The following is a 21,593-nucleotide window of genomic DNA, read 5'->3' on the forward strand; positions in this document are numbered from 1 at the left end:
GCCGCTCCTAGGAAACCGTCCCCGCGCACTCCGCACACGTCCCGAAGATCTCCACGGTATGCGCCACGTTCACGTACCCGTGTTCCGCCGCGATCGCCTCCGCCCACTTCTCCACCGCGGGTCCCTCCACCTCGACGGCCTTGCCGCAGGTGCGGCAGACGAGGTGGTGGTGATGGTCGCCGCTGGAGCAGCGGCGGTAGACGGACTCGCCGTCGGAGGTGCGCAGGACGTCCACCTCGCCGGCGTCGGCGAGGGACTGGAGGGTGCGGTACACGGTGGTCAGGCCGACGGAGTCGCCCTTGTGCTTGAGCATGTCGTGGAGTTCCTGCGCGCTGCGGAACTCGTCGACCTCGTCCAGTGCCGCCGCGACGGCGGCGCGCTGCCGGGTGGCACGGCCCTTCACGGGCGGTCCAGCGGTCGTCACCGTTGCCTCCTCACGTCTGCGGCTTGCCGGGCCATTGTGCCAGCCCGGCCTGTGCCGAGTCAGACACCGACTCCGTCGCCCGCTCCTCGCGTGGCCGGAATCGTGCACTCCGCCGGGTCTCCGGCGGGGTGGGCGGCGGCGGCCGCGCGGGCGCGGCGGCGGGCCAGCGGGGCGGCCAGCGCGCCGAGCACCAGGAACGCGGCGATGGTCAGCAGCACGATCGTCGCGCCGGGCGGGACGTCCTGGTAGTACGAGGTGACCGTGCCGCCGATGGTCACGCTCACGCCGATCGCCACGGCGATCGCGAAGGTCGCGGCGAAGCTGCGGCTGAGCTGCTGGGCGGCGGCGACCGGGACCACCATCAGGGCGGACACCAGCAGCAGGCCGACCACCCGCATCGCGACCGTCACGGTCACCGCCGCCGTCACCGCCGTCAGCAGGTTGAGGGCACGCACCGGCAGGCCCGTGACCCGCGCGAACTCCTCGTCCTGGCTGACCGCGAACAACTGGCGGCGCAGGCCGACGGTGACCAGGACGACGAGCGCGGCCAGCAGGCAGATCGACGTGACGTCGGAGTCGGACACCGTCGACAGGGAGCCGAAGAGGTACGAGGTGAGGTTCGCGTTGGAGCCGCCCGGCGCGAGGTTGATGAACATCACGCCGCCGGCCATACCGCCGTAGAAGAGCATGGCGAGGGCGATGTCGCCGCGGGTGCGGCCGTACCAGCGGATGAGCTCCATCAGTACCGCGCCGAGGACCGAGACCGCGGTCGCCATCCAGACCGGGGACGCGGAGAGCAGGAAGCCGAGGCCGACGCCGGTCATCGCGACGTGGCCGATGCCGTCGCCCATCAGGGCCTGGCGGCGCTGGACCAGGTAGATGCCGACGGCGGGCGCGGTGATGCCGACCAGGACGGCGGCGAGCAGCGCCCGCTGCATGAAGGCGTAGTCGAGGAAGTCCATCAGCTCAGCAGTCCTGTGCGCATCGGTTCGGCACCCGCCGGGGCGTGCGGGTGTACGTGGTCGTGGCCGGGCAGGGCGTGCTGGCCGACGGCTTTCGGCGGCGGCCCGTCGTGCTGCACACAGCCGTCGCGCAGGACGACCGCCCGGTCGATCAGGGGCTCCAGGGGGCCCAGTTCGTGCAGCACGAGGAGGACCGTCGTACCGGCCGCGACCTGGTTCTTCAGGGTCTGCGCCAGGACCTCCTGGCTGGCCAGGTCCACGCCCGCCATGGGCTCGTCCATGATGAGCAGCTCGGGTTCGCAGGCCAGGGCGCGGGCGATCAGGACGCGCTGGTGCTGGCCGCCGGAGAGCGCGTCGACGTTGTCCTTCGCCCGGTCCGCCATGCCGACGAGGTCCAGGGCGTGCCGTACGGCCTCCCGGTCGCCCTTGCGGAAGACGCCGAAGCGGGTGCGGGAGAGGCGACCGGAGGAGACGACCTCGGTGACGGTGGCGGGGACGCCGCCGGCGGCCGTGGTGCGCTGGGGGACGTAACCGATCCGCGCCCAGTCCCGGAACCGCCGGCGCGGGGTGCCGAACAGCTCGATCTCGCCGGAGCCGATCGGCACCTGGCCGATGACGGTCCGCACGGCGGTGGACTTGCCGGAGCCGTTGGCGCCGAGCAGCGCGACGACCTCACCGCGGTGCACGGTGAGGTCGATGCCCCGCAGGACCGGGCGCGAGCCCAGGTCGGCGCGGACCCCGCGCAGGGAAATGACGGGCTCGGTCATGCCGCTCTCCGATCGGCTGGTCATTTGGCTCCCAGGGCCGTCTGGAGCGCCTTGAGGTTCGCCTGCTGGACCGAGAAGTAGTCCTTGCCGCGGGACTTGTCCGTGATGCCCTCGATCGGGTCGAGGACGTCCGTCTTCAGTCCCGCGTCGGAGGCGATGGTCTTCGCGGTCTTGTCGCTGACGAGCGTCTCGTAGAACACGGTGGTGACGCCGTCGGCCTTCGCCATCTTCTCAAGCTCCTTCACGCGCGCGGCGCTGGGCTCCGACTCGGGGTCGAGGCCGTTGATGGCCTCCTCGGTCAGGCCGTAGCGCTCGGCGAGGTAGCCGAACGCGGCGTGGGTGGTGACGAAGACCTTGGACTTCGTGTCCGCGAGCCCGTCCCTGAACTCGGTGTTGAGGGCGTCGAGCTGCTTCACCAGGGCCGCGGTGTTGGTCTTGTAGTCGGCCGCGTGGTCCGGGTCGGCCTTCTCGAAGGCCTTGCCGACGCCCTCGGCGACCTGGGCGTAGCGCACCGGGTCGAGCCAGATGTGGGGGTCGAGGCCGGACAGCTCCTCGTTCTCGTGGTCGTCGTGCTCGGCCGCGTGGCCGCCGACCTCGTTGCCGTGCTTCTCCAGGGAGGTCAGGGAAGCGGCGTCGATCTTGGTCTTGACCTCGGACTGGGCCACCGCGTCGTCGACGGAGGGCTGGAGGTTCTTGAGGTAGAGCACCGCGTCGGACTCCTGGAGCCGCGCGGTCTGCTGGGCGCTGATCTCCAGGTCGTGCGGCTCCTGGCCGGGCTGGGTGAGACTGGTGACGTGGACGTGGTCGCCGCCTATCCGCTCGGCGAGGAAGGCCATCGGGTAGAACGACGCGACGACGTCGAACTTGTCCGTGTTGCCGGCGGCACTGGCCCCCGAGCAGGCGGTGAGGGTGCCGAGCCCGAGGGCGGCGGTGGCCGCCATGGCTATGCCGGATATGTGCTGACGCCGTACGTTCATGACAGTCATTTTCAACAAATATGGAAACCGTTGTCAACAAGCCCGGCCAAGGGTGCGGTGAAGGGCTGGGTAAGGACTGGCCAAGGGAACCGATTTGATTCAGGGGGAGCACCCGCCGGTACCCTGAATCATTCGCTGGAAGCATCTCGCTTCGTCGCCCGTCGTCGTTATGAAGAGAGCACCGTGGCCGCCGACAAGATCGACACCATCGTCAGCCTGAGCAAGCGCCGTGGCTTCGTATTCCCCTGTAGTGAGATCTACGGTGGCCAGCGTGCCGCCTGGGACTACGGACCGCTGGGTGTCGAGCTCAAGGAGAACCTGAAGCGCCAGTGGTGGCGCTACATGGTGACGTCGCGCGAGGACGTGGTCGGCATCGACTCGTCCGTCATCCTGGCCCCCGAGGTCTGGGTCGCCTCCGGTCACGTCGCCACCTTCTCCGACCCGCTGACCGAGTGCACCTCCTGCCACAAGCGGTTCCGCGCGGACCACCTGGAAGAGGCCTACGAGGCCAAGCACGGCCGTCCCCCGGCGAACGGCCTGGCCGACATCAACTGCACCCACTGCGGTACGAAGGGCCAGTTCACCGAGCCCAAGCAGTTCTCGGGCCTGCTCTCCACCCACCTCGGCCCGACGCAGGACACCGGCTCCATCGCCTACCTGCGCCCCGAGACCGCCCAGGGCATCTTCACCAACTTCTCCCTCGTGCAGACCACCTCGCGCCGCAAGCCGCCGTTCGGCATCGCGCAGATGGGCAAGTCCTTCCGCAACGAGATCACGCCCGGCAACTTCATCTTCCGCACCCGCGAGTTCGAGCAGATGGAGATGGAGTTCTTCGTCAAGCCGGGCGAGGACGAGACGTGGCAGGAGTACTGGATGGAGCAGCGCTGGAACTGGTACACCGGCCTGGGCCTGCGCGAGGAGAACATGCGGTGGTACGAGCACCCGAAGGAGAAGCTCTCCCACTACTCCAAGCGCACCGCTGACATCGAGTACCGCTTCCAGTTCGGCGGCAACGAGTGGGGCGAGCTGGAGGGTGTCGCCAACCGCACCGACTACGACCTCGGCGCGCACTCCAAGGCCTCCGGCCAGGACCTCGCCTACTACGACCAGGAGGCCGGCGAGCGCTGGACGCCGTACGTCATCGAGCCCGCGGCCGGTGTCGGCCGCGCGATGCTGGCGTTCCTGCTCGACGCCTACGTCGAGGACGAGGCGCCCAACGCCAAGGGCAAGCTGGAGAAGCGCACGGTCCTGCGCCTCGACCACCGCCTGGCCCCGGTGAAGGTCGCGGTCCTGCCGCTGTCCCGCAACCCGGAGCTGTCCCCGAAGGCCAAGGGCCTCGCCGCCGCGCTGCGCCAGCACTGGAACATCGAGTTCGACGACGCGGGCGCGATCGGCCGCCGCTACCGCCGCCAGGACGAGATCGGCACGCCGTACTGCGTCACGGTCGACTTCGACACCCTCGAGGACAACGCCGTCACCGTGCGCGAGCGCGACTCCATGAAGCAGGAGCGCGTGTCCCTCGACCAGATCGAGGGCTACCTGGCGGGCCGCCTGATCGGCTGCTAGGCATACGCGGGAGGCCGGCCCGGACGGGGGAGACCCGCCGGGCCGGCCTCGGCGTCCCTACAGGTCCACGTCCATGTAGAGCGCCGCATGGTCCGACGCCTCGTCCGCCTTCGACGTCACGGTGTCGAAGGACTTGAAGGACTTCGGCGCCCACACCCCGCGCCGCTCCACGTCCACGTGCTGCACCTTGCCGAACAGCTCCGGCGAGCACAGCAGGTAGTCGATCTTCTGGTCGAGGGAGTGGCCCGTGCCGAAGGTGCCGGGGTCGCCCGTGTAGGAGGCGTGACTCATCACGTCCTGGGCGCCGGTGGCCAGCAGTTTCCTGACCGCGGGGCTGTCGGGGGAGTCGTTGAGGTCACCGGCGATGAGGACGCGCGGGGAGCGTTGGAGGGCGTCCGCGTAGATCTGGGCGACCCGCTCGCCCTGGGCCAGCCGCAGCGCCGCGCCGGCCGAACCGCCGCCCCGCTTGCTCTTGAAGTGGTTGCCGAGGATCCACAGCGGGGTCCCGTTGACCGCGAGCTCCAGCTCCACGCAGTCCCGGCTGAACACCGGTTCGCCGCCCGGCCGCAGGTCGAAGATGTGCGACCGGATCGACGTGATCGGATGCCGGCTGAGGATGCCGACGTCGATGCCGCGCGGGTCGTTGCCGTCGATCAGCATGCTGTAGGGGTACGGCTGCTTCCCCAACGCCCCGCCCAGCACCTGCCGGTTGAAGCGGTCCAGGGTGAGCCGGTCCTCGACCTCGACGGTGAGCAGGATGTCGGCGTTGACCTCGGCGACCACCCGGCCGGTGTTGCGGACCACGTCCCAGTCGAGTTCGGACCGCACCATCTCGGCCCAGCCGGTCCACTTCGCACGGCCCTTCGCGGTGACGGTGATCTCGGGGTCGCCCTCCGGCCCGCTCTGCTGGAAGAGCGAGGCCGTGCCGCCGCGGGTCTGCTGGACGACGAACGGCGGGCGCGGGTGGGCGGGATCCTGGTCGTAGGCCCGGTGCTCCTTGATGATCTGCCCGATGCGGGTCCTGTCGTCGTCGCTGTAGACGGCCTTGTCGAGCAGGCCGACCAGCTCGTTGAAGTCGTCGAGGACGCGCTGGCGCTCGGCGGCGTCCGGTATGTCGAAGACCTTGGGCCGTCGGAACAGGTTCTCCGCGTTGTACGTGCCGATGCGGATCGTCATGACCTCTCCTCGGGGTGACTGTTCGCGGACAATCCTCATTTTCCGGGCGTCGGCGAGGGCTGTCGTGTTGACAGGTGTGGACTGACAGATATTGAAATCTGTCATCTGTCATGTGATGCTGGTGGACATGACGATGCCAACCCGTTCCCTCGGAACCACCGGCCCCCAGGTCTCCGCCCTCGGCCTCGGCTGCATGGGCATGTCCTCCGCCGTGTACGGCGACGCCGACCGCACCGAGGCGATCGCCACCGTCCACGCCGCCCTGGAGGCCGGCGTGACCCTGCTCGACACCGGCGACTTCTACGCCATGGGGCACAACGAGACGCTGGTCGGCGAGGCCCTGCGCACCGCCCCCGCGGCCCGCCGCGAACAGGCCCGGGTCAGTGTGAAGTTCGGCGCCCTGCGCGACCCGGACGGCGGCTGGGGCGGCAACGACGGCCGGCCCGCCGCCGTGAGGAACTTCGCCGCCTACTCCCTCCAGCGCCTCGGTGTCGACCACATCGACGTCTACCGCATCGCCCGCGTCGACCCGGACGTGCCGATCGAGGAGACGGTCGGCGCGATCGCGGAACTCGTCGAGAAGGGACACGTCCGGCACATCGGCCTCAGCGAGGCGAGCGCGGACAACATCCGGCGGGCCGCCGCCACCGCGCCCATCGTCGACGTCCAGCTGGAGTACGCGATCGTCACGCGCGACATCGAGCGGAAGATCCTGCCCACCACCCGGGAGCTGGGCATCGGCGTCACGGCGTACGGAGTGCTCTCCCGAGGCCTGATCTCCGGCCACCTCACCCACGACAGCCGGTTCGCCGCGGACGACTACCGTTCCGTCTCGCCCCGCTTCCAGGGCGAGAACCTCCACCACAACCTCGACCTGGTCGAGGCACTGCGCAAGATCGCCGACGGGAAGGGCGTGACGGTCGCCCAGATCGCGACCGCCTGGGTCCTCTCGCGGGGCGAGGACATCGTGCCGCTGGTCGGCGCCCGCACCCGGGAGCGGCTCGCCGAGTCGCTGGGCGCCCTGGACGTCGTACTCGACGCGGCGGACCTGGCGGCGATCGAGGAGGCCGTCCCGGCGGACGCGGCGGCCGGTACCCGCTACCCGGCCCAGCAGATGGCACATCTCGGCACGGAGCAGTGATCGTGGCGCCGGGTACCGTCTAGGGCATGGCAGCGACCACCGTGACCCTGACCGCCGAGCGCATCCTCGAAGCGACCGAGGAGGTGCTGCGCCGCCACGGCCCGGCCAAGGCCACCGTGGTGGACGTGGCCCGCGCGCTCGGCGTCAGCCACGGCAGCGTCTACCGGCACTTCCGGACGAAGGCGGCGCTGCGCGAGGCGGTCTCCAAGCGGTGGCTGGACCGGACCTCGGAGACGCTCGCGGACATCGCGGCCGACACGGGCCGGGACCCGGAGGCCCGGCTGCGGGACTGGCTCGCCGCCCTCTTCGAGGCCAAGCGGCGCAAGGCGGGGGACGACCCGGAGCTGTTCGCCACGTACATGGTGCTGTCCGAGGAGAGCGGCGCGCTGGTCGGCGAGCACATCGCCGACCTGACCGGACAGGTCGCCGGGATCATCGAGGCGGGGGTCGCCTCGGGCGCCTTCGCCGTCCCGGATCCGGCGACCGAGGCCCGGGCCGTCTTCCAGGCCACCGGCCGCTTCCACGACCCCGCCTACCGCGACGTGTGGAGGGACCCGGAGGCGGACGGTGACTTCGAAGCGCTGGTGGAGCTGCTGCTGAGGGGGCTGCGGGCCAGCTAGAGTTTGCGGCGACCTGAGTGACGACGAGGGAGACCCGATGCCTCCGACGATTCGCCGGGCCGTGATCCCCGCCGCCGGACTCGGCTCCCGACTGCTGCCCCTCACCAAGGCGACGCCGAAGGAGATGCTCCCGGTCGGCGACAAGCCGGTGATCGAGCACACCGTGCGCGAACTGGTGGACTCCGGCATCACGGACATCACGATCGTCGTCTCCGGCGGCAAGTCCCTCATCCAGGACCACTTCCGCCCCAACCCCGCCCTCGTCGAGCAGCTGCGCGCCGACGGCAAGCCCGCCTACGCGGACGCCGTCGAGGAGATCGCCGAGCTGGCCCGCCGGGGACACATCACCTACCTCGACCAGCGCGGCCCCTACGGCAACGGCACCCCGGTCCTCAACGCCGCCCGCTCCTTCGGCGACGAACCGGTCCTCGTCCTGTGGCCCGACGACGTGTTCGTGGCGGAGGTCCCCCGCGCCCAGCAGCTGATCCGCGCCCACGAGCAGACCGGCTGCCCCGTCCTCGCCCTCATGCCGATGGACCCCGCCGACTCCCAGCGCTACGGCGTCCCCCTCGTCAAGGAGGACCTGGGCGCCGGCACCCTGCGTATCACCGGCCTGGTCGAGAAGCCCGAGCCGGACGCCGCGCCCTCCTCCTACGCGGCCATCGGCGGCTATGTCATCACTCCCGGCATCGTCGACGAACTCCGCGAGCAGACCCGCCGCTGGTACGAGCACCGCACCGGCGAGATCTACCTGACCGACGCGATCAACGCCTACGCCGCCACCCGCGCCGTCTACGGCCAGGTCATCCAGGGCCGCTGGTACGACACCGGCAACCCCGCCGACTACCTGGTCGCCCAGATGGCCCACGCCCTGGCCCACCCCGAGTACGGGCCGCTGCTGCGGGGGCTGGTCAGCGACCTCGACGCCGCCGCCACCCAGGCCCCGTCCTGAGCCGTCACTCCCGCCCGCCACGACGCCTCGCGCCCCCGGAACTCAGCGCTGCGGCGTCCCCTCCGACGGATCCACCGTCGCCTGGTGGACCTCGGCGAGGTGTTCCGCGGCCTTCAGCCAGGGCAGGAACTGGGCGCCCTGGCGCCAGCCGCAGGTGTCGCAGCTGATGGTGCGCTGTACGCCCGTCCGTCGTACCCGGACGACATGCTCGCGTCCGTGCTGGTCCCAGCGGCTCACCTTGCTCTGATCGATCTGCGGCATGACGTCTCCAGCGTCGCTGTCCCGGCAAACCCCGGCCAGCAAGGAGTGTGCAGCACGCGCAACATCAACAGGGGGTGTCCGCGGGTACGTTGACCAAGCCGTTCCCTGGCGTCCCCGCCGTCACCCGATCCTGCGGGGCAGCCGCAGGCTCAGCAGTCCCGTCACCACCACTCCCGCCACCTGCACGGCCAGCGTCGTCACCAGGGCGTCCCGCATGCCCGAGCCCGGGACCAGGGAGAGGAAGAGGGTGCCGAGGGTGGCCACCCCCAGGGCCAGCGAGGCCTGTTGGGTGGTCACCATCATCCCGCTGCCCACGCCCGCCCGGGCCGGCGGCACCTCGGACATCACCAGCCGCATGACGACCGGGAGTTGGAAGGCCTGCCCGGCGCCCGCCACCGCCGTGCCCGGCAGCAGCTCCAGGAAGCCGACGTCGGGCCAGTCGGCGCGGACCGTCAGCAGGATCAGCAGCACACCGACGCCCTGGAGCACCGCCCCCGCCGTCACCACCCGCGACCCGAACCGGGCCACCAGCCGGGGACCGGCGAGCGAGGCGCCGAAGAACGCCACCGCCATCGGCGCGAGCGCCAGCCCGGCCGGGACCGGACCGAGGCCCGCCCCGCTCTGCAGGGCCACCGCCACCACGAACATGAAGCCGCTGAAGCCGACCGCGAGCGGCGCCATGATCGTCAGCCCGCGCCGCAGCGTGGTGAGCGCGAACAGGCTCGGCGGGACGAGCGGCGTCCGGCCGAGCCGGTCGGCGCGCCGCTCGACGACGTAGAACGCCGCCGCCACCAGCGGGAACGCGGCCAGCGACAGCCAGGTCCACAGCGGCCAGCCGGCCGCCCGGCCCTCGGTCAGCGGGGCGAGCAGGGCCAGCAGGGCGGCGGCGAGCAGGACCGTGCCGGGGCCGTCCACCGGCTCGGGGTGCGGGGAGCGGGTCTCGGGGACGGTCCGCACGGCCAGGACCAGGCCCACGACGACCACGGGGACGTTCACCAGGAACACCGAACGCCAGCCGGTGCCGGCCAGGTCCGCCGCGACCAGCACACCGCCCAGGATCTGGCCCGCCACCATGGACAGGCCGGCCGTGGCGCCGTAGAGGCTCATCGCCCGGGCCCGGCGCGGGCCCTCCGTGGACGACTGGATGGTGGCGAGGACCTGCGGGACCATCGCGGCGGCCGAGGCGCCCTGCGCGACCCGTGCCACGACCAGCGACCAGGCGTCGGGGGCGAGACCGCAGGCCAGCGAGGTCAGCCCGAAGGCCGCCATGCCGCCCAGGAACAGCCGGCGCCGGCCGAAGAGATCGCCGAGCCGGCCGCCGAGGACCAGCAGCACGGCGTACGCGACCCCGTACCCGGCGACGACGAGTTCCAGGACGGACTCGCTCGCGGCCAGGTCCCGGCCGAGGGTCGGCAGGGCCACGTTGACGATGAAGAAGTCGATGAGGGGCAGCGCCGCACCGAGCAGCACGGTGAACAGCCCGAGGGGACCGAGGGGGCGGGCCGGTGGCGCGATGCTGGCGCCCGGCGGGACGGTGGTGGTCGTTGACTGGGTCACGTCCCCGAGCCTGCGCCGCGCCGCAGACGGGTACCAGAGTGTTCTTATCCTGGTAGAAGCACTACCTGGAAACAGGGTCCGGGCCCCGGCAGGCTGGAGGCATGACGACGATGGCCCAGGAGACGGCGGTCACCCCGCCGACGCACAGCGGCTCCGGCTCGGAGATACGGCGGCACGAACTCGCCGCCTTCCTGCGCAGCCGCCGTGAGCGGATCCCCCCGGAGCAGGTCGGCCTCCCCCGCGGCGCCCGCCGCCGTACGCCGGGGCTGCGCCGCGAGGAGGTCGCCCATCTCTCGGCGGTCGGCGTCACCTGGTACACCTGGCTCGAGCAGGCCCGGGACATCCATGTCTCCGTGCAGGTCCTGGACGCCCTCGCCCGTACCCTCATGCTCGACGGCGGCGAACGCGCCCACCTCTTCCAGCTGGCCGGCGCCACCGACCCGACACCCGCCGCGAACTGCGAGGGCGTCACCGAGGCGGTACGCATGACCCTGGACCAGCTCGGCCCGCTGCCCGCCTGCGTCCAGAACAGCCGCTACGACATCCTCGCCTACAACCGCACGTACGCCCGCCTGTTCTGCGACCTCGACGCGATCCCGCCCGAGGACCGCAACTGCATGCTCCTCGTCCACACCCACCCCGACTGGCGGTCCGCGATCGTCCACCTCGAGGAGACCATGCGGCTGATGGCGGCCAAGCTGCGCGCCTCCATGGCCGGGCACCTGTCCGAGCCGGCCTGGAAGATGCTGGTCAAGCGGCTCCAGACGGAGTCCCCGGAGTTCCGCGAGAACTGGGAGCGCTACGAGGTCGTCGTCAACCGCACCAAGATCAAGCAGTTCCGCAACCCCTACGTCGGCCTCCTCACCCTCCACCACACCGACCTGTGGCTCAGCCCGGACCACGGGGCCCGGCTGGTGACGTACACACCGGTGGACGAGGAGACCCGGGGGAGGCTGGAGAAGCTGCATCTGCTGGCTACGGAGACGGGCACAGGCTGACCTTGTCGCCCGGGTGCAGCACGACCGGCACCCGCCAGCTGCTGACGGTCGTGCGACGGCCGGACTCGTCCACCGCGACGAGTGCCGTCTCCACGGCCTCCTTCCGCGCCTCGACCGGCTTCTCGCGATTGACGGCGCACAGCTCCACGGCGACCTTCGTGCCCCACTCCAGCACCTTGATGTCGTCCTGGCCCAGAGCCTCCGCGAGCTCGCGCCGGCCTGTGTGGTCGATGAGGCGCTTCTTGAGGGTGAGCGTGACACTCCCGTCCCCGTGGCGCTCCACCGCGTACGCCTTCGACCCGCCCGGCGCCCCGGGAATCAGCACGGGGGCGAGCGCCACCACGGCGCACACCGCGAGGGCGACGACCAGTCGGCGCGGGGTGACCGGCCGCTGCCGTACGGGACCCGCGGACGTCTCCCCCCGCAGCTCGATCTCCCGCTTCAGCTCCGCCAGCAGCCGGTCCTCGAAGCTCTCCCGCGCGCTCATGCCTCTCCTCTGACCACGTGCAGCACCGACATCTCCGCCCCCACCGACGCCTCCGTCCCCGTCTCCGCCTCCGCCCGCAGCGCCTTGCGGGCCCGGTGCAGCCGGACCCGGGCCGTGACCTGGCGGATGCCGAGCGCGGCGGCCGCCTCCGTGACCGTCAGCTGGTCCACCGCGACCAGCTCGATCACCGCCCGTTCCCCCTCGGGCAGCCGGGCCAGCGCGGCCAGCAGCCGGCGGCCCGGGCTCTCCGCGTCGAGCTTGTCCTCCAGCCGGACGATGTCGTCCGCCTCCAGCAGCCGGCGCCCCGAGAACCGCCGGTCCCGCTCCGCCTCCCGCGCGACACGGCGCCGCTCCGAGGAGACGACGTTGCGCGCGATGCCGTACAGCCAGGCCGTCTCGCTGCCGAGGCCCGGCCGGTAGGTATGGGCCGAGTCGAGCACGGCGAGGAAGATCTCGGCGGTCAGATCGGCCGCCGTGTGCGGATCGTCAACCCGCCGCGCCACGTACCGCATCACCGCGTCCACATGCCGCCGGTAGAACTCCTCGAACCCCGCTAAGAGCCCTGTCCGCTCCCCGCCCTCCACGGACGCCTCCCTCTCCTCGGCCACACCCGTACTTGGTACGGGCCCCGGGAAGCGTTACGGCGCTCGTGCGGTCAGGCGTTCACGCCCGCCGCCGTACCCCGGACGTCCTTCGTCTCCTCCTCCAGCCGGCGGGCCGTCCGCTCCGCCGTGCGGCGGGCCCACGGGCCGGTGGTCAGGGTGCCGAGGGCGAGGACGAGGAGGCCGCAGGCGGTGAGGATCCACCAGCCGGGGACGGCGGCGGCGACGAAGGTCTCGCGGTACGACGTCACGCTCACGCCCGCCGCCAGCACCGCGCCGACCACCGCGACGCCGAGGGTCTGGCCCAGCTGCCGGCTGGTGGAGGCGACCGCCGCCGCGACCCCGGCCTGGCTGCGGGGCATCCCGGAGACCGCCGTGTTGGTGATCGGCGCGTTCACGAAGCCGAAGCCGATGCCGAAGAGGGTGTAGCCGAGGAACAGCGTGATGTCCGAGGTCTCCGCGTCGAGGACGGCGAACAGCAGGGCGCTGGCCGTCATCGCGAGGCCCGCGATCACCAGCGGCAGCCGGGGGCCGCGGCTGCCCACCAGCCGGCCGGACAGCGGCGCGCACAGGAACATCGGCACGGCCATCGGCAGCATCCACAGGCCCGCCTCCAGCGCGTCCAGCCCGCGGACGTTCTGGAGGTAGAGCGTGGACAGGAAGAGGAACCCGCCCAGTGCGGCGAACGCGCTGATCGCCACCACCGTCGCCCCGCTGAACGGCGCCGAGCGGAAGAAACGCAGGTCGATGAGGGGTTCGGCGCGGCGCGGCTCGTAGAGCAGGAGTCCGGTGAGCGCGGCGAGGGCCAGCGCCGCGAAGGGGCCGCTGGTCGCCAGGCCCGCGCCGGGCGCCTCGATGATCGCGTACGTCAGGGAGCCGAAGAGCGCGATGACCAGCAGCTGGCCGACGGGATCGGGGCGGCGGGCCCTGGGCGCGCGGGACTCGGGGACGAACCGCAGCGTGAGCAGCAGGGCCGCGAGGCCGACCGGGAGATTGACCCAGAAGATCGCGCGCCAGCCCACCGAATCCACCAGCGCCCCGCCCAGCAGGGGGCCGGCCGCCATCGAGATGCCCACGACCGCGCCCCACACACCGATCGCCCGGGCCCGCTCCCGGGGGTCGGTGAAGGTGTTGGTGATGATCGACATGGCGACCGGGTTCAGCATCGAGCCGCCGACCGCCTGCACCATCCGGGCCGCGATCAGCAGGTCCAGGCTGGGCGCGAGGGAGCACAGCAGCGAGCCGAGCGAGAACACCACCAGGCCCGCCATGAAGACCTTGCGGCGGCCGATCCGGTCGGCCGTGGAGCCCGCGAGCATCAGCAGCGCGGCCAGGACGACGGTGTAGGCGTCGATGGTCCACTGGAGTCCGGCGGTGGAGGCGTGCAGATCGCGCTCCATCGCGGGCAGGGCGACGTTCAGGGCGGTGGTGTCGAGGCTCACGATCAGCAGGCTCATGCAGCAGATCGCGAGGACGAGCCGACGGCGGCGGGGGCTGAGCTCGGGCATGCGTGAATAGTACGCCTAACTAATGAATATGGCTCGCAGGGCGTGCCGTACGTGAGAATGGGGAAATGTCCACGACCGCGTCCACGCCGAACACGACCCTGCGGATCGGCCCGCACACCGTCCAGCCGCCCGTAGTCCTGGCCCCCATGGCCGGCATCACCAACGCGCCCTTCCGCACCCTGTGCCGGGAGTTCAGCGGCGGCAAGGGCCTGTTCGTGAGCGAGATGATCACCACCCGGGCGCTGGTCGAGCGCAACGAGAAGACCATGCAGCTGATCCACTTCGACGCGACCGAGAAGCCGCGCTCGATCCAGCTGTACGGCGTCGACCCGGCGACCGTCGGCAAGGCCGTCCGCATGATCGCGGAGGAGGACCTCGCCGACCACATCGACCTGAACTTCGGCTGCCCGGTCCCGAAGGTCACCAGGAAGGGCGGCGGCTCGGCCCTCCCGTACAAGCGCCACCTGCTCCGCGCGATCCTGCGCGAGGCGGTGTCGGGCGCCGGGGACCTCCCGGTGACGATGAAGATGCGCAAGGGCATCGACGACGACCACATCACCTACCTCGACGCCGGCCGGATCGCCGTGGAGGAGGGCGTCACCGCCATCGCGCTGCACGGCCGCACCGCCGCCCAGCACTACGGCGGCACCGCCGACTGGGACGCCATCGCCCGCCTGAAGGAGCACGTCCCGGAGATCCCGGTGCTCGGCAACGGCGACATCTGGTCCGCCGAGGACGCGCTGCGGATGGTCCGCGAGACCGGCTGCGACGGAGTGGTCGTCGGACGCGGGTGCCTGGGACGGCCGTGGCTGTTCGCGGACCTGGTGGCCGCCTTCGAAGGACGTACGGCCTTTGCCCGCCCGTCCCTGCGCGAGGTCGCCGACGTCATGGTGCGGCACGCCACGCTGCTCGGCGAGTGGATCGGCGACGAGTCGCGCGGTGTCATCGACTTCCGCAAGCACGTCGCCTGGTACCTCAAGGGTTTCGCGGTGGGCAGCGAGATGCGCAAGCGCCTCGCCATCACCTCCTCCCTGGAGGAACTCCGGTCCGGGCTGGACGAGTTGGACCTCGACCAGCCCTGGCCCGCCGGCGCCGACGGGCCCCGCGGCCGGACGTCCGGCAACAACCGGGTGGTGCTGCCGGACGGCTGGCTGAAGGACCCGTACGACTGCGCGGGCGTGAGCGAGGACGCGGAGCTGGACACCTCCGGCGGCTGAACTCCCCGGCCGTCAGCCGTTCTCGGGGCGGTCAGCCCTTCTTGGGGTGCTTGGTGGAGCCGTAGGCCGTCAGGAAGCGGTCGCGGAAGGAACTCATCTTCCACACCGGGGCGTTGTGGGCGGGCCGCAGACCGTCGGTCCAGTTCCAGCTCGCGATCTTGTCGAGGACCTTCGGGTCCTTGGCCACGATCGAGATCGGCACGTCCCGGCTGGCGTTCTGGCCGCTGACCCGGGAGATCGGCTGGTGGTCGCCGAGGAAGACCAGGACCGTGTCGTCGCTGCCGTAGCGCTCCAGCCACTCGGTGAGCGCGGTCACCGAGTACTGGATCGACTTGCCGTACTCCTCCTTGGACTTGGTGGAGTCGGCGATGACGTCGGACGCCTTGTTGCCGGCCGCCTCGATGCCGTCGAAGATCGAGCCGTCGCCCAGCTCGTCCCAGCCGACCATCTTCGGGATCGGCGCCCAGGGCTGGTGGCTGGAGGTCAGGATGATCTCCGACATCAGCGGCTTGTCACGCTCCTTGGAGTGCTCCAGCTGCTGGAACGCCTCCAGCGCGTACTGGTCCGGCATGGTCGACCAGCTGAACTTCGGTCCCTGGTAGCCCATCTGGAAGGCGTTGTACACCTTGTCCAGGCCGTAGTACTTCGCCTCCGGCCAGCCCTTCTGCACGCCCGGCATGACACCGACGGTGTCCCAGGCGCCCGTCTTCTTGAACACCTTGGTGAGGGAGAGGTGGTCGCTGGCCATCACCGTGCGGTAGCGCTGCTGGTTGTCGACCCACAGCCCGGACAGGGTGGTGGAGTGGCCGAGCCAGCTGCTGCCGCCGTACGTCGCCGAGGTCAGCCAGCCGCTCTTCGCGTGGAAGCCGGCCTTCGCGAGGGCCTCGGTGCGGGCCTGGAGGGTGGCGTCGACGCCGGGTGCCATGATCGGGTCCTCGATGGCGCTGCGGCCGTAGCTCTCGATGAACGTGAAGATCATGTCCTTGCCGCGCAGATCGGGCACGAGCTGGTCGGCGGGGGTGTTGCCGAAGGTGTCGCTGCGGGTCTCCTTGCCGAACGCGGCCTCGTCCCGGATCGTGTCCCGCACCTGCCTTGCCTCGGACTGGAGCCGGTTCGCCACCCGGTCGGAGGCGACCGGGATACCGGCGTACTGGAAGCCCAGCACCGAGCAGGTGATCCAGGCGGTGCCCGCGATCAGGGTGCCGCGGGTGGCCATGCGGGTGTCGCGGACCAGGATGTTGCTCAGCCGGACCGTCGCCAGCGCCGTCACCGTGATCACGAGGACGACGAGCAGGACGACACCGATCGCCGCCGCGACGGCGGTGGTGCCGCCCAGGGTGTCCGCGAGATACGACTGCGCGTCGTTCAGCAGGCCCCAGTCCAGGACCAGGTTGAAGTCCCGGCCCAGGTACTCCATGAAACCGATGTCGAGCAGGTTCAGCACGGTCAGCGCACCGAGCACCGCCCCGCCGAGCGCCGCCAGCGCGATCCGCGGCCGGCGCGGCAGCGCGAGCATCACCGCAGCCCCGATGATCGCCTCACCGGGCAGCCTGACGAACCGGTTCACCTGCAACGCGGCCATCCGGTTCGGCAGCAGCAGCGCCCCGATCACCAGCACGAGCGACAACAGGGTCACCGCCCACCACACCCCCCGGGCGACCCCGGGATGACGCCCACGCCAGGCACGCACGTACGCCACGCGGGCCTTGAGAGAGGGGTGCTCGGGGGACTCGTCATCGGCGTGCCCGGGCTGCTCCGAAGGGGAATCCGCGGCGGACCGCTCCACAGCGCCCTCGGTCTCGGGGACCGGAGTGTCCGCGGCCGCGGGGCTCTCCGGGACCTCCTTCACGGAACCCACGCCAGGCGCCGACTCCGCCGGTTCCTCACCGGCTGCCGTTTCCCCGTCGCCCGCGCTCTTCTCAGGGACCCCGGCCTCTTCGGCGCCCACCGGCTCCGCAGCCGCCGCCGTCGCCGTCTCCTCGGCACCGACCGGCTCACGCCCCTCCGCCCCTTCGGCGCCCGCTGCCCCTTCAGCCCCCACCGGTTCCCCGGCCCCCACCGGTTCCCCGGCCCCCACCGGTTCCCCGGCCCCCACCGGTTCCCCGGCCCCCACCGGTTCCCCGGCCCCCACCGGTTCCCCGGCCCCCACCGGTTCCCCGGCCCCCACCGGTTCCCCGGCCTCGGCCGGTTCCCCGGCCTTGGCCTGCTGTCCGGGGTTCGCCGGTTCCTCGGCCCCTGCCGGTTTCTCGGCCCCTGCCGGTTTCTCGGCCTCGGCCGGGTTCCCGGCCCTCGCCGGCTCTTCGGAGCCCGTTGGTACCTCAGCGTCAGCCAGTTCCCCAGCCCCTGCCAGTACTTCGGCCCCTGCCAGTGCCTCGGCCCCCGCCGGTTCCTCGGCCTCAGCCGGGTTCCCGGCCCTCGCCGGCTTTTCGGAGCCCGCTGCCGCCTCTGCCTCCACCGACTTTCCGGAGCCCGCCGGTTCCTCGGCCCCCGCCGGTTCCCCGGCCTCAGCCAGGTTTCCGGCCTTGGCCTGCTGTCCGGGGCCCGCCGGTTCCTCAGCCCCCGCCGGTTCCTCAGCCCCCGCCGGTTCCTCAGCCCCTGCCGGTTCCCCGGTCTCAACCGGTTCCCCAACCTCCGTCGGCTCCCCAGCCCGTGCCCGTTCCTGAGTGTTCGTCAATTCGTCTGCGGCCGGGCGTTCCTCGGGCGTGCGGGAGGGCGCTGTGGTGTCTTCGGGTTCTTTCGAAGCCGTTGGCTGGGTTGAGCGAGTGGAGACAGGCACCCGAGGGTCCTTCCGTACGAAGCCCGGTGTTCGGCGGACCCGGCGCGGGAAGGCCGGATCCGCCTCAGTTTCGTACGGCCTGCCCCCGGCCCGTGTTCAGCCCCCTCGGCCAGCGGTCGGCAAACACCGTGCAAACGTCACGCCAAGCACCCCGCCCGGTCGCCGTTACGCCCCGCCGACCGCCGTGAGCAGCGCCAACGGGGCCGCCGCCGCGCGGGACTCCCGTACGCACGCGTGCGGGTAGGGAACCGGTTCGGAGTGCGTGTCGCGGCCGTAGCCGGCGAGCACCTCGGGGAGCCGGTGCCCGGTCGCCGTCGCCGCGTCGACCAGCGCGCGGGCGACCGTACGGGCCTCGTCGTGCAGGCCGTACCGCGCGAGCCCGAGCGTGATCAGCGCGTTGTCGTGCGGCCAGACCGAACCGCGGTGGTAGGAGAGCGGGTGGTACGCCGCCTGCCCCGCGGCGAGGGTGCGTACGCCCCAGCCCGAGAAGAAGTCGGGTTCCAGCAACCGCCGGCCGACGACCTCGCCGTACTCCTTGTCCAGCAGCCCCGACCACAGCAGATGCCCGGCGTCGGAGGCCAGCGCGTCGACCTGGCGGCCCGTCCCGTCCAGCGCGAGCGCCGGGAAGGAGCGCTCCGGCATCCAGAAGTCCCGCTGGAAGCGGTCCCGCAGATCGGCGGCCGCCTGTTCGAGGAGGGCGGCGTACGTGGTGTCGTCCCACACCGTGCGCGCCACCCACGCCGTGCGGCGCAGCGCGTCGTACGCGTATCCCTGCGCCCCCGCCGCCATGACCGCCCCGGTGGCGCGGGTGCCGTCGGCGGAGCAGATGGAGCCGGGGGAGTCCTTCCAGTTCTGGTTGGCGAGGCCGCCCTGGTCGGCGCGGTAGATCAGATAGCCGCGGGAGGTCAGTCCGCCGTGGTCGAGCATCCAGGCGACCGCCGCGCGGGCGTGCGGCTCCAGTCGGCGGGCCAGCGCGGTGTCGCCGGTGTGTTCGACGTACGCGCCGAGGACGACGAGGAAGAGCGGGGTCGCGTCGACCGAGCCGTAGTAGCGGCCGTACGGGACCTGCCCGAAGTGGGCCAGCTCGCCGTGCCGCACCTCGTGGACGATCTTGCCGGGCTGGGACACCGACGGCGCGTGGGACTCGGTGGCCTGGGCGGCGGCGAGTGCCGGGAGCGTGGCGGCGGCCAGCTGCGGACGGTAGGGGAGCGCGAAGAGGGAGGTGAGGAGGGCGTCGCGACCGAGGAGGGCGAGGAACCAGGGCGCTCCGGCGGCCGGCACGCGCAGCTCCTCGCCGTCCGGACCGGTCGCCTGGACCTGGAGCGTGGCGAGATCGGCGAGCCCTCGAACACAGGCGGTCGCCAGTTCGGGCCATTCCGTGGGAAAAGCGACACCTTCCATGAACTCGCCCTCATACGCAAGAAGCTTTTCAGCCATCGCCGAGGGGGAGCGGGGAACCCGCAGCGCACGTTTCTCGCCATGCGGCCGCGCCATCACCCGCAGGATCAGCTCGGCGCTGCCGTGCGCCTGAAGCTCCAGCGTCCACACCAGCCGGCGGGCGCCGGTGCCGGTCTCCTCGACGGCGTCCGGGGCGGGTTCGGCGGTCACCGTCGTGCAGGACCGCCACTCCCCGCGCCGGTAGCCGAACTCCACGCCGTCGTCGAGGACCTCGCGGCGGCGGACGGCGCCCGTCTTCGCGTACGTACGGTGGTCGGAGCGCAGCTCGAACTGGTCCGCGAAGTCCGCGTCCACGGTCAGCGCGAGCCGGACCGTGGTCGGGACCGGTCGGTTGCCGACCACCCGCACCGACTCCACGAACGAGCAGTCCCCGACAGCCTGTTCACGGAAGAGCGTGCAGGACGGCGGCTCGTCCCGCCCGCCGCGTGGGACGAGCACACAGCGGGTGGTGTCCCCGCCCGCGATCGGCGCGAGTTCCTCCGGTACCGCGCCGTCCACCGTCAGCTGCCAGCGGCTGAGGTGCCGGGCGTCCCGGACGAACAGCCCCTGCGGGGCGGAGCCGGCGCCCCGTACCCCGCTGATGTCCCCGCGCTCGCCGACGGCGGCGAACGTCCCGCCGTACACGAGCAGATGATGCCGGTCCGTCATCCCTGGTCCCCTCCCTTGTCGGTCGCGGTGTGCTGGTGGAGCAGGTCGAGCGTGAGCGCGGCGGTCCAGCTGAAGCCGGTCGCGCCGCACGCCTCGCCGGTGTACGGATCGACGTACTCGGCGAAGTCCGAGGTGAGCGCGGTGTCCAGGGCGGCCCGGCGCAGGGCGTCCGCGTCCGCGAGGTGGCCGTGCAGCCGCAGTCCGCGCTCCAGGAGCCAGGCCGTGTTGAACCAGGCCGGGCCGCGCCAGTAGCGGTGCGGGTCGAAGGCCTCGCCGAGCAGGTCGTAGCTGGGGACGAGACGGGTCGTCGTACCGCACCCGAAGTGCGGGCCCCTGAGCGTGCGGACGACGGCCGCCGCCACCTCGCGCGGCAGGTCCGGCAGGAGCAGCGGGACCAGCCCGGAGACCCCGCGCTCGCGGATCAGGCCGCCCCCGTGGACCAGCCCGGAGACCGCGTGCTCGCGGACCGGGCCGCCGGAGCCGTGCACGTCCCGGCAGAAGAACATGCCCTCCGCCGGGTCCCACAGCCGCTCCACGAGCGCCGCCGTGAGCCGCTCGGCGCGCGCGTGCCGGGCGGTCGCCGTCGCCCCCAGCTCCCGCGCGATCCGGGCGAGGGCGTGCTCGGAGGCGATGAGCAGCGCGTTGAAGGAAGGATCCTCCACCGCGAAGTCGCCCCTCGCGTCGGCGTACCCGGAGTCCCGGTAGTCCGTCGCCAGCCGGACGTACCGCCCGTAGTCGAGGTCCGTCGGCCGGTCCTCGGCCGCCCCGTGGTCGAGGTCGGCGCGCCGGAAGGAGCGGGCCGGGGCCGGGGCGACCCGGGCGAGCGGGGCGTCCCAGCTCGGCGCGTTGTCCATCCCCTGCTCCCAGGGGTGGACGACGGAGACGAGCCCGGCCCCGCCGTGATCGCGCCGGTGCAGCAGATAGCGGTGCCAGGCGGCCAGCTGTGGGTAGACCCGGGCCAGGAAGCCCCGTGCCCGGGACAGCCCCGGGTCGGCGCGGTGCACCAGCCAGGCCGCGAGCGCGTGCACCGGTGGCTGCACGATGCCCGAGGTCTGTACGGTGCGCGGGGCGCCCGCAGCGCGCCCGGCGGTCGAGGAGCGCCAGAAGTCGGGGCTCGGGAAGTAGGCGTCGAGCGGCACGGAGGGGTTGAAGACGATGTGCGGGACGCGCCCGTCGCCCCACTGGGCGGCCAGCAGGGTCTCCAGCTCGGTCTGCGCCCGCAGCGGCGAGACATGCCTCAGGCCGATCGCGACGAACGCCGAGTCCCAGGACCACTGGTGCGGGTACAGCCGGCGCGAGGGCACCGTCGAGGTGCCCGTCCAGTTGCTCTCCAGTACCTCCACCGCGCCGTCGTGCACCGCTCTGAGGTGCGGCGGACCCGGCGGGGCCGCCGGATCGTATACGGCGGTGTCCTCCGCCGGGCGGGCGATGAGCTGGGCGGTGCGATCCACTCGGGGCTCCCCGAAAGAGACATCAAGGCCCCCTGGTTCGGCGGG

General features: G+C 71.9%; 19 protein-coding genes. 6 read left to right on the plus strand and 13 right to left on the minus strand.

Annotation, left to right across the window (positions count from 1 at the left end):
- Window positions 1-7: 7 nt before the first annotated feature.
- From AQJ64_RS33790 to AQJ64_RS33805, 4 genes are read right to left on the minus strand one after another with little or no spacing between them, the layout of a single operon-like run.
- Window positions 8-424, minus strand: coding sequence for a Fur family transcriptional regulator (locus AQJ64_RS33790; RefSeq protein ID WP_055631398.1), 417 nt, complete (start codon window positions 422-424; stop codon window positions 8-10).
- Between the two features lie 59 nt (window positions 425-483).
- Complete coding sequence (locus AQJ64_RS33795) at window positions 484-1,386, minus strand: metal ABC transporter permease (protein ID WP_055631397.1); 903 nt, start codon at window positions 1,384-1,386, stop codon at window positions 484-486.
- On the minus strand, window positions 1,386-2,153 hold the full coding sequence (locus tag AQJ64_RS33800; RefSeq protein WP_055631396.1) for a metal ABC transporter ATP-binding protein: 768 nt from the start codon (window positions 2,151-2,153) through the stop codon (window positions 1,386-1,388). Before AQJ64_RS33800 ends, AQJ64_RS33795 begins: the two co-directional genes overlap by 1 nt.
- Before the next feature lie 20 nt (window positions 2,154-2,173).
- Entirely contained in the window at window positions 2,174-3,130 is a 957-nt protein-coding gene (locus AQJ64_RS33805; protein WP_055631395.1) for a metal ABC transporter substrate-binding protein, read from the minus strand.
- Window positions 3,131-3,313: 183 nt separating this feature from the next.
- Between AQJ64_RS33805 and AQJ64_RS33810 the strand changes: the two genes are divergently transcribed.
- The gene (locus AQJ64_RS33810; protein WP_055631394.1) at window positions 3,314-4,696 is read left to right on the plus strand and encodes a glycine--tRNA ligase; all 1,383 of its coding nucleotides are present in this window, start codon (window positions 3,314-3,316) and stop codon (window positions 4,694-4,696) included.
- 57 nt (window positions 4,697-4,753) lie between these two features.
- Here AQJ64_RS33810 and AQJ64_RS33815 read toward each other — a convergent pair whose 3' ends face one another.
- Window positions 4,754-5,872: an endonuclease/exonuclease/phosphatase family protein gene (locus tag AQJ64_RS33815; protein WP_055631393.1), complete on the minus strand. Its 1,119-nt coding sequence runs from the start codon at window positions 5,870-5,872 to the stop codon at window positions 4,754-4,756.
- Between the two features lie 127 nt (window positions 5,873-5,999).
- Between AQJ64_RS33815 and AQJ64_RS33820 the strand changes: the two genes are divergently transcribed.
- Genes AQJ64_RS33820 through AQJ64_RS33830 form a run of 3 tightly spaced genes read left to right on the plus strand, consistent with a single transcriptional unit; the run spans window position 6,000 to window position 8,585 of the window.
- Window positions 6,000-7,013 (plus strand): aldo/keto reductase, encoded by a 1,014-nt coding sequence (locus AQJ64_RS33820; protein ID WP_055631414.1) that lies wholly within the window; start codon window positions 6,000-6,002, stop codon window positions 7,011-7,013.
- A 26-nt stretch (window positions 7,014-7,039) separates the two neighbouring features.
- Complete coding sequence (locus tag AQJ64_RS33825; protein WP_055631392.1) at window positions 7,040-7,633, plus strand: TetR/AcrR family transcriptional regulator; 594 nt, start codon at window positions 7,040-7,042, stop codon at window positions 7,631-7,633.
- A 37-nt stretch (window positions 7,634-7,670) separates the two neighbouring features.
- Complete coding sequence (locus tag AQJ64_RS33830; RefSeq protein WP_055631391.1) at window positions 7,671-8,585, plus strand: UTP--glucose-1-phosphate uridylyltransferase; 915 nt, start codon at window positions 7,671-7,673, stop codon at window positions 8,583-8,585.
- Between the two features lie 42 nt (window positions 8,586-8,627).
- On the opposite strand, the gene AQJ64_RS33835 is transcribed toward AQJ64_RS33830, so the two are convergent.
- Both AQJ64_RS33835 and AQJ64_RS33840 read right to left on the minus strand, forming a co-directional pair.
- Window positions 8,628-8,846, minus strand: coding sequence for a hypothetical protein (locus tag AQJ64_RS33835; RefSeq protein ID WP_055631390.1), 219 nt, complete (start codon window positions 8,844-8,846; stop codon window positions 8,628-8,630).
- A 120-nt stretch (window positions 8,847-8,966) separates the two neighbouring features.
- The gene (locus AQJ64_RS33840; protein WP_397802945.1) at window positions 8,967-10,403 is read right to left on the minus strand and encodes an MFS transporter; all 1,437 of its coding nucleotides are present in this window, start codon (window positions 10,401-10,403) and stop codon (window positions 8,967-8,969) included.
- A gap of 101 nt (window positions 10,404-10,504) precedes the next feature.
- On the opposite strand from AQJ64_RS33840, the gene AQJ64_RS33845 reads away from it, so the two are divergent.
- Window positions 10,505-11,401 (plus strand): helix-turn-helix transcriptional regulator, encoded by an 897-nt coding sequence (locus tag AQJ64_RS33845; protein ID WP_055631389.1) that lies wholly within the window; start codon window positions 10,505-10,507, stop codon window positions 11,399-11,401.
- Here AQJ64_RS33845 and AQJ64_RS33850 read toward each other — a convergent pair.
- From AQJ64_RS33850 to AQJ64_RS33860, 3 genes are read right to left on the minus strand one after another with little or no spacing between them, the layout of a single operon-like run.
- Window positions 11,379-11,888 carry a hypothetical protein gene (locus tag AQJ64_RS33850; protein ID WP_055631388.1) on the minus strand — a complete coding sequence of 170 codons (510 nt, stop codon included), beginning with the start codon at window positions 11,886-11,888 and terminating at the stop codon, window positions 11,379-11,381. The two genes, AQJ64_RS33845 and AQJ64_RS33850, sit on opposite strands and share 23 nt — an antisense overlap.
- The gene (locus tag AQJ64_RS33855; protein WP_276206598.1) at window positions 11,885-12,496 is read right to left on the minus strand and encodes an RNA polymerase sigma factor; all 612 of its coding nucleotides are present in this window, start codon (window positions 12,494-12,496) and stop codon (window positions 11,885-11,887) included. The genes AQJ64_RS33850 and AQJ64_RS33855 overlap by 4 nt, the downstream gene beginning before the upstream one ends.
- A gap of 47 nt (window positions 12,497-12,543) precedes the next feature.
- Window positions 12,544-13,998, minus strand: a complete 1,455-nt coding sequence (locus tag AQJ64_RS33860) for an MFS transporter (RefSeq protein ID WP_055631386.1) — start codon at window positions 13,996-13,998, stop codon at window positions 12,544-12,546.
- 65 nt (window positions 13,999-14,063) lie between these two features.
- Here AQJ64_RS33860 and dusB point away from each other — a divergent pair, with 65 nt between their 5' ends.
- Window positions 14,064-15,215, plus strand: a complete 1,152-nt coding sequence (dusB, locus tag AQJ64_RS33865) for a tRNA dihydrouridine synthase DusB (RefSeq protein WP_055631385.1) — start codon at window positions 14,064-14,066, stop codon at window positions 15,213-15,215.
- 31 nt (window positions 15,216-15,246) lie between these two features.
- On the opposite strand, the gene AQJ64_RS33870 is transcribed toward dusB, so the two are convergent.
- The 3 genes from AQJ64_RS33870 to AQJ64_RS33880 form a co-directional block, all read right to left on the minus strand.
- Window positions 15,247-17,073: an LTA synthase family protein gene (locus tag AQJ64_RS33870; RefSeq protein WP_425315620.1), complete on the minus strand. Its 1,827-nt coding sequence runs from the start codon at window positions 17,071-17,073 to the stop codon at window positions 15,247-15,249.
- 1,083 nt (window positions 17,074-18,156) lie between these two features.
- Window positions 18,157-20,097: an amylo-alpha-1,6-glucosidase gene (locus AQJ64_RS33875; protein ID WP_055638986.1), complete on the minus strand. Its 1,941-nt coding sequence runs from the start codon at window positions 20,095-20,097 to the stop codon at window positions 18,157-18,159.
- Entirely contained in the window at window positions 20,094-21,548 is a 1,455-nt protein-coding gene (locus tag AQJ64_RS33880; protein ID WP_055638985.1) for an MGH1-like glycoside hydrolase domain-containing protein, read from the minus strand. The genes AQJ64_RS33875 and AQJ64_RS33880 overlap by 4 nt, the downstream gene beginning before the upstream one ends.
- Window positions 21,549-21,593: the final 45 nt, after the last annotated feature.

It is taken from the genome of Streptomyces griseoruber, from assembly GCF_001514205.1.
Lineage (GTDB): Bacteria > Actinomycetota > Actinomycetes > Streptomycetales > Streptomycetaceae > Streptomyces > Streptomyces griseoruber.

What these genes read in the sequence shown, in the direction of transcription:
- AQJ64_RS33795 (WP_055631397.1), bottom strand. Translation starts at nt 1,386, where the DNA reads ATGGACTTCCTCGACTACGCCTTCATGCAGCGGGCGCTGCTCGCCGCC.
- AQJ64_RS33800 (WP_055631396.1), bottom strand. Translation starts at nt 2,153, where the DNA reads ATGACCGAGCCCGTCATTTCCCTGCGCGGGGTCCGCGCCGACCTGGGC.
- AQJ64_RS33805 (WP_055631395.1), bottom strand. Translation starts at nt 3,130, where the DNA reads ATGAACGTACGGCGTCAGCACATATCCGGCATAGCCATGGCGGCCACC.
- AQJ64_RS33815 (WP_055631393.1), bottom strand. Translation starts at nt 5,872, where the DNA reads ATGACGATCCGCATCGGCACGTACAACGCGGAGAACCTGTTCCGACGG.
- AQJ64_RS33820 (WP_055631414.1), top strand. Translation starts at nt 6,000, where the DNA reads ATGACGATGCCAACCCGTTCCCTCGGAACCACCGGCCCCCAGGTCTCC.
- AQJ64_RS33825 (WP_055631392.1), top strand. Translation starts at nt 7,040, where the DNA reads ATGGCAGCGACCACCGTGACCCTGACCGCCGAGCGCATCCTCGAAGCG.
- AQJ64_RS33830 (WP_055631391.1), top strand. Translation starts at nt 7,671, where the DNA reads ATGCCTCCGACGATTCGCCGGGCCGTGATCCCCGCCGCCGGACTCGGC.
- AQJ64_RS33835 (WP_055631390.1), bottom strand. Translation starts at nt 8,846, where the DNA reads ATGCCGCAGATCGATCAGAGCAAGGTGAGCCGCTGGGACCAGCACGGA.
- AQJ64_RS33845 (WP_055631389.1), top strand. Translation starts at nt 10,505, where the DNA reads ATGACGACGATGGCCCAGGAGACGGCGGTCACCCCGCCGACGCACAGC.
- AQJ64_RS33850 (WP_055631388.1), bottom strand. Translation starts at nt 11,888, where the DNA reads ATGAGCGCGCGGGAGAGCTTCGAGGACCGGCTGCTGGCGGAGCTGAAG.
- AQJ64_RS33860 (WP_055631386.1), bottom strand. Translation starts at nt 13,998, where the DNA reads ATGCCCGAGCTCAGCCCCCGCCGCCGTCGGCTCGTCCTCGCGATCTGC.
- dusB (WP_055631385.1), top strand. Translation starts at nt 14,064, where the DNA reads ATGTCCACGACCGCGTCCACGCCGAACACGACCCTGCGGATCGGCCCG.
- AQJ64_RS33875 (WP_055638986.1), bottom strand. Translation starts at nt 20,097, where the DNA reads ATGACGGACCGGCATCATCTGCTCGTGTACGGCGGGACGTTCGCCGCC.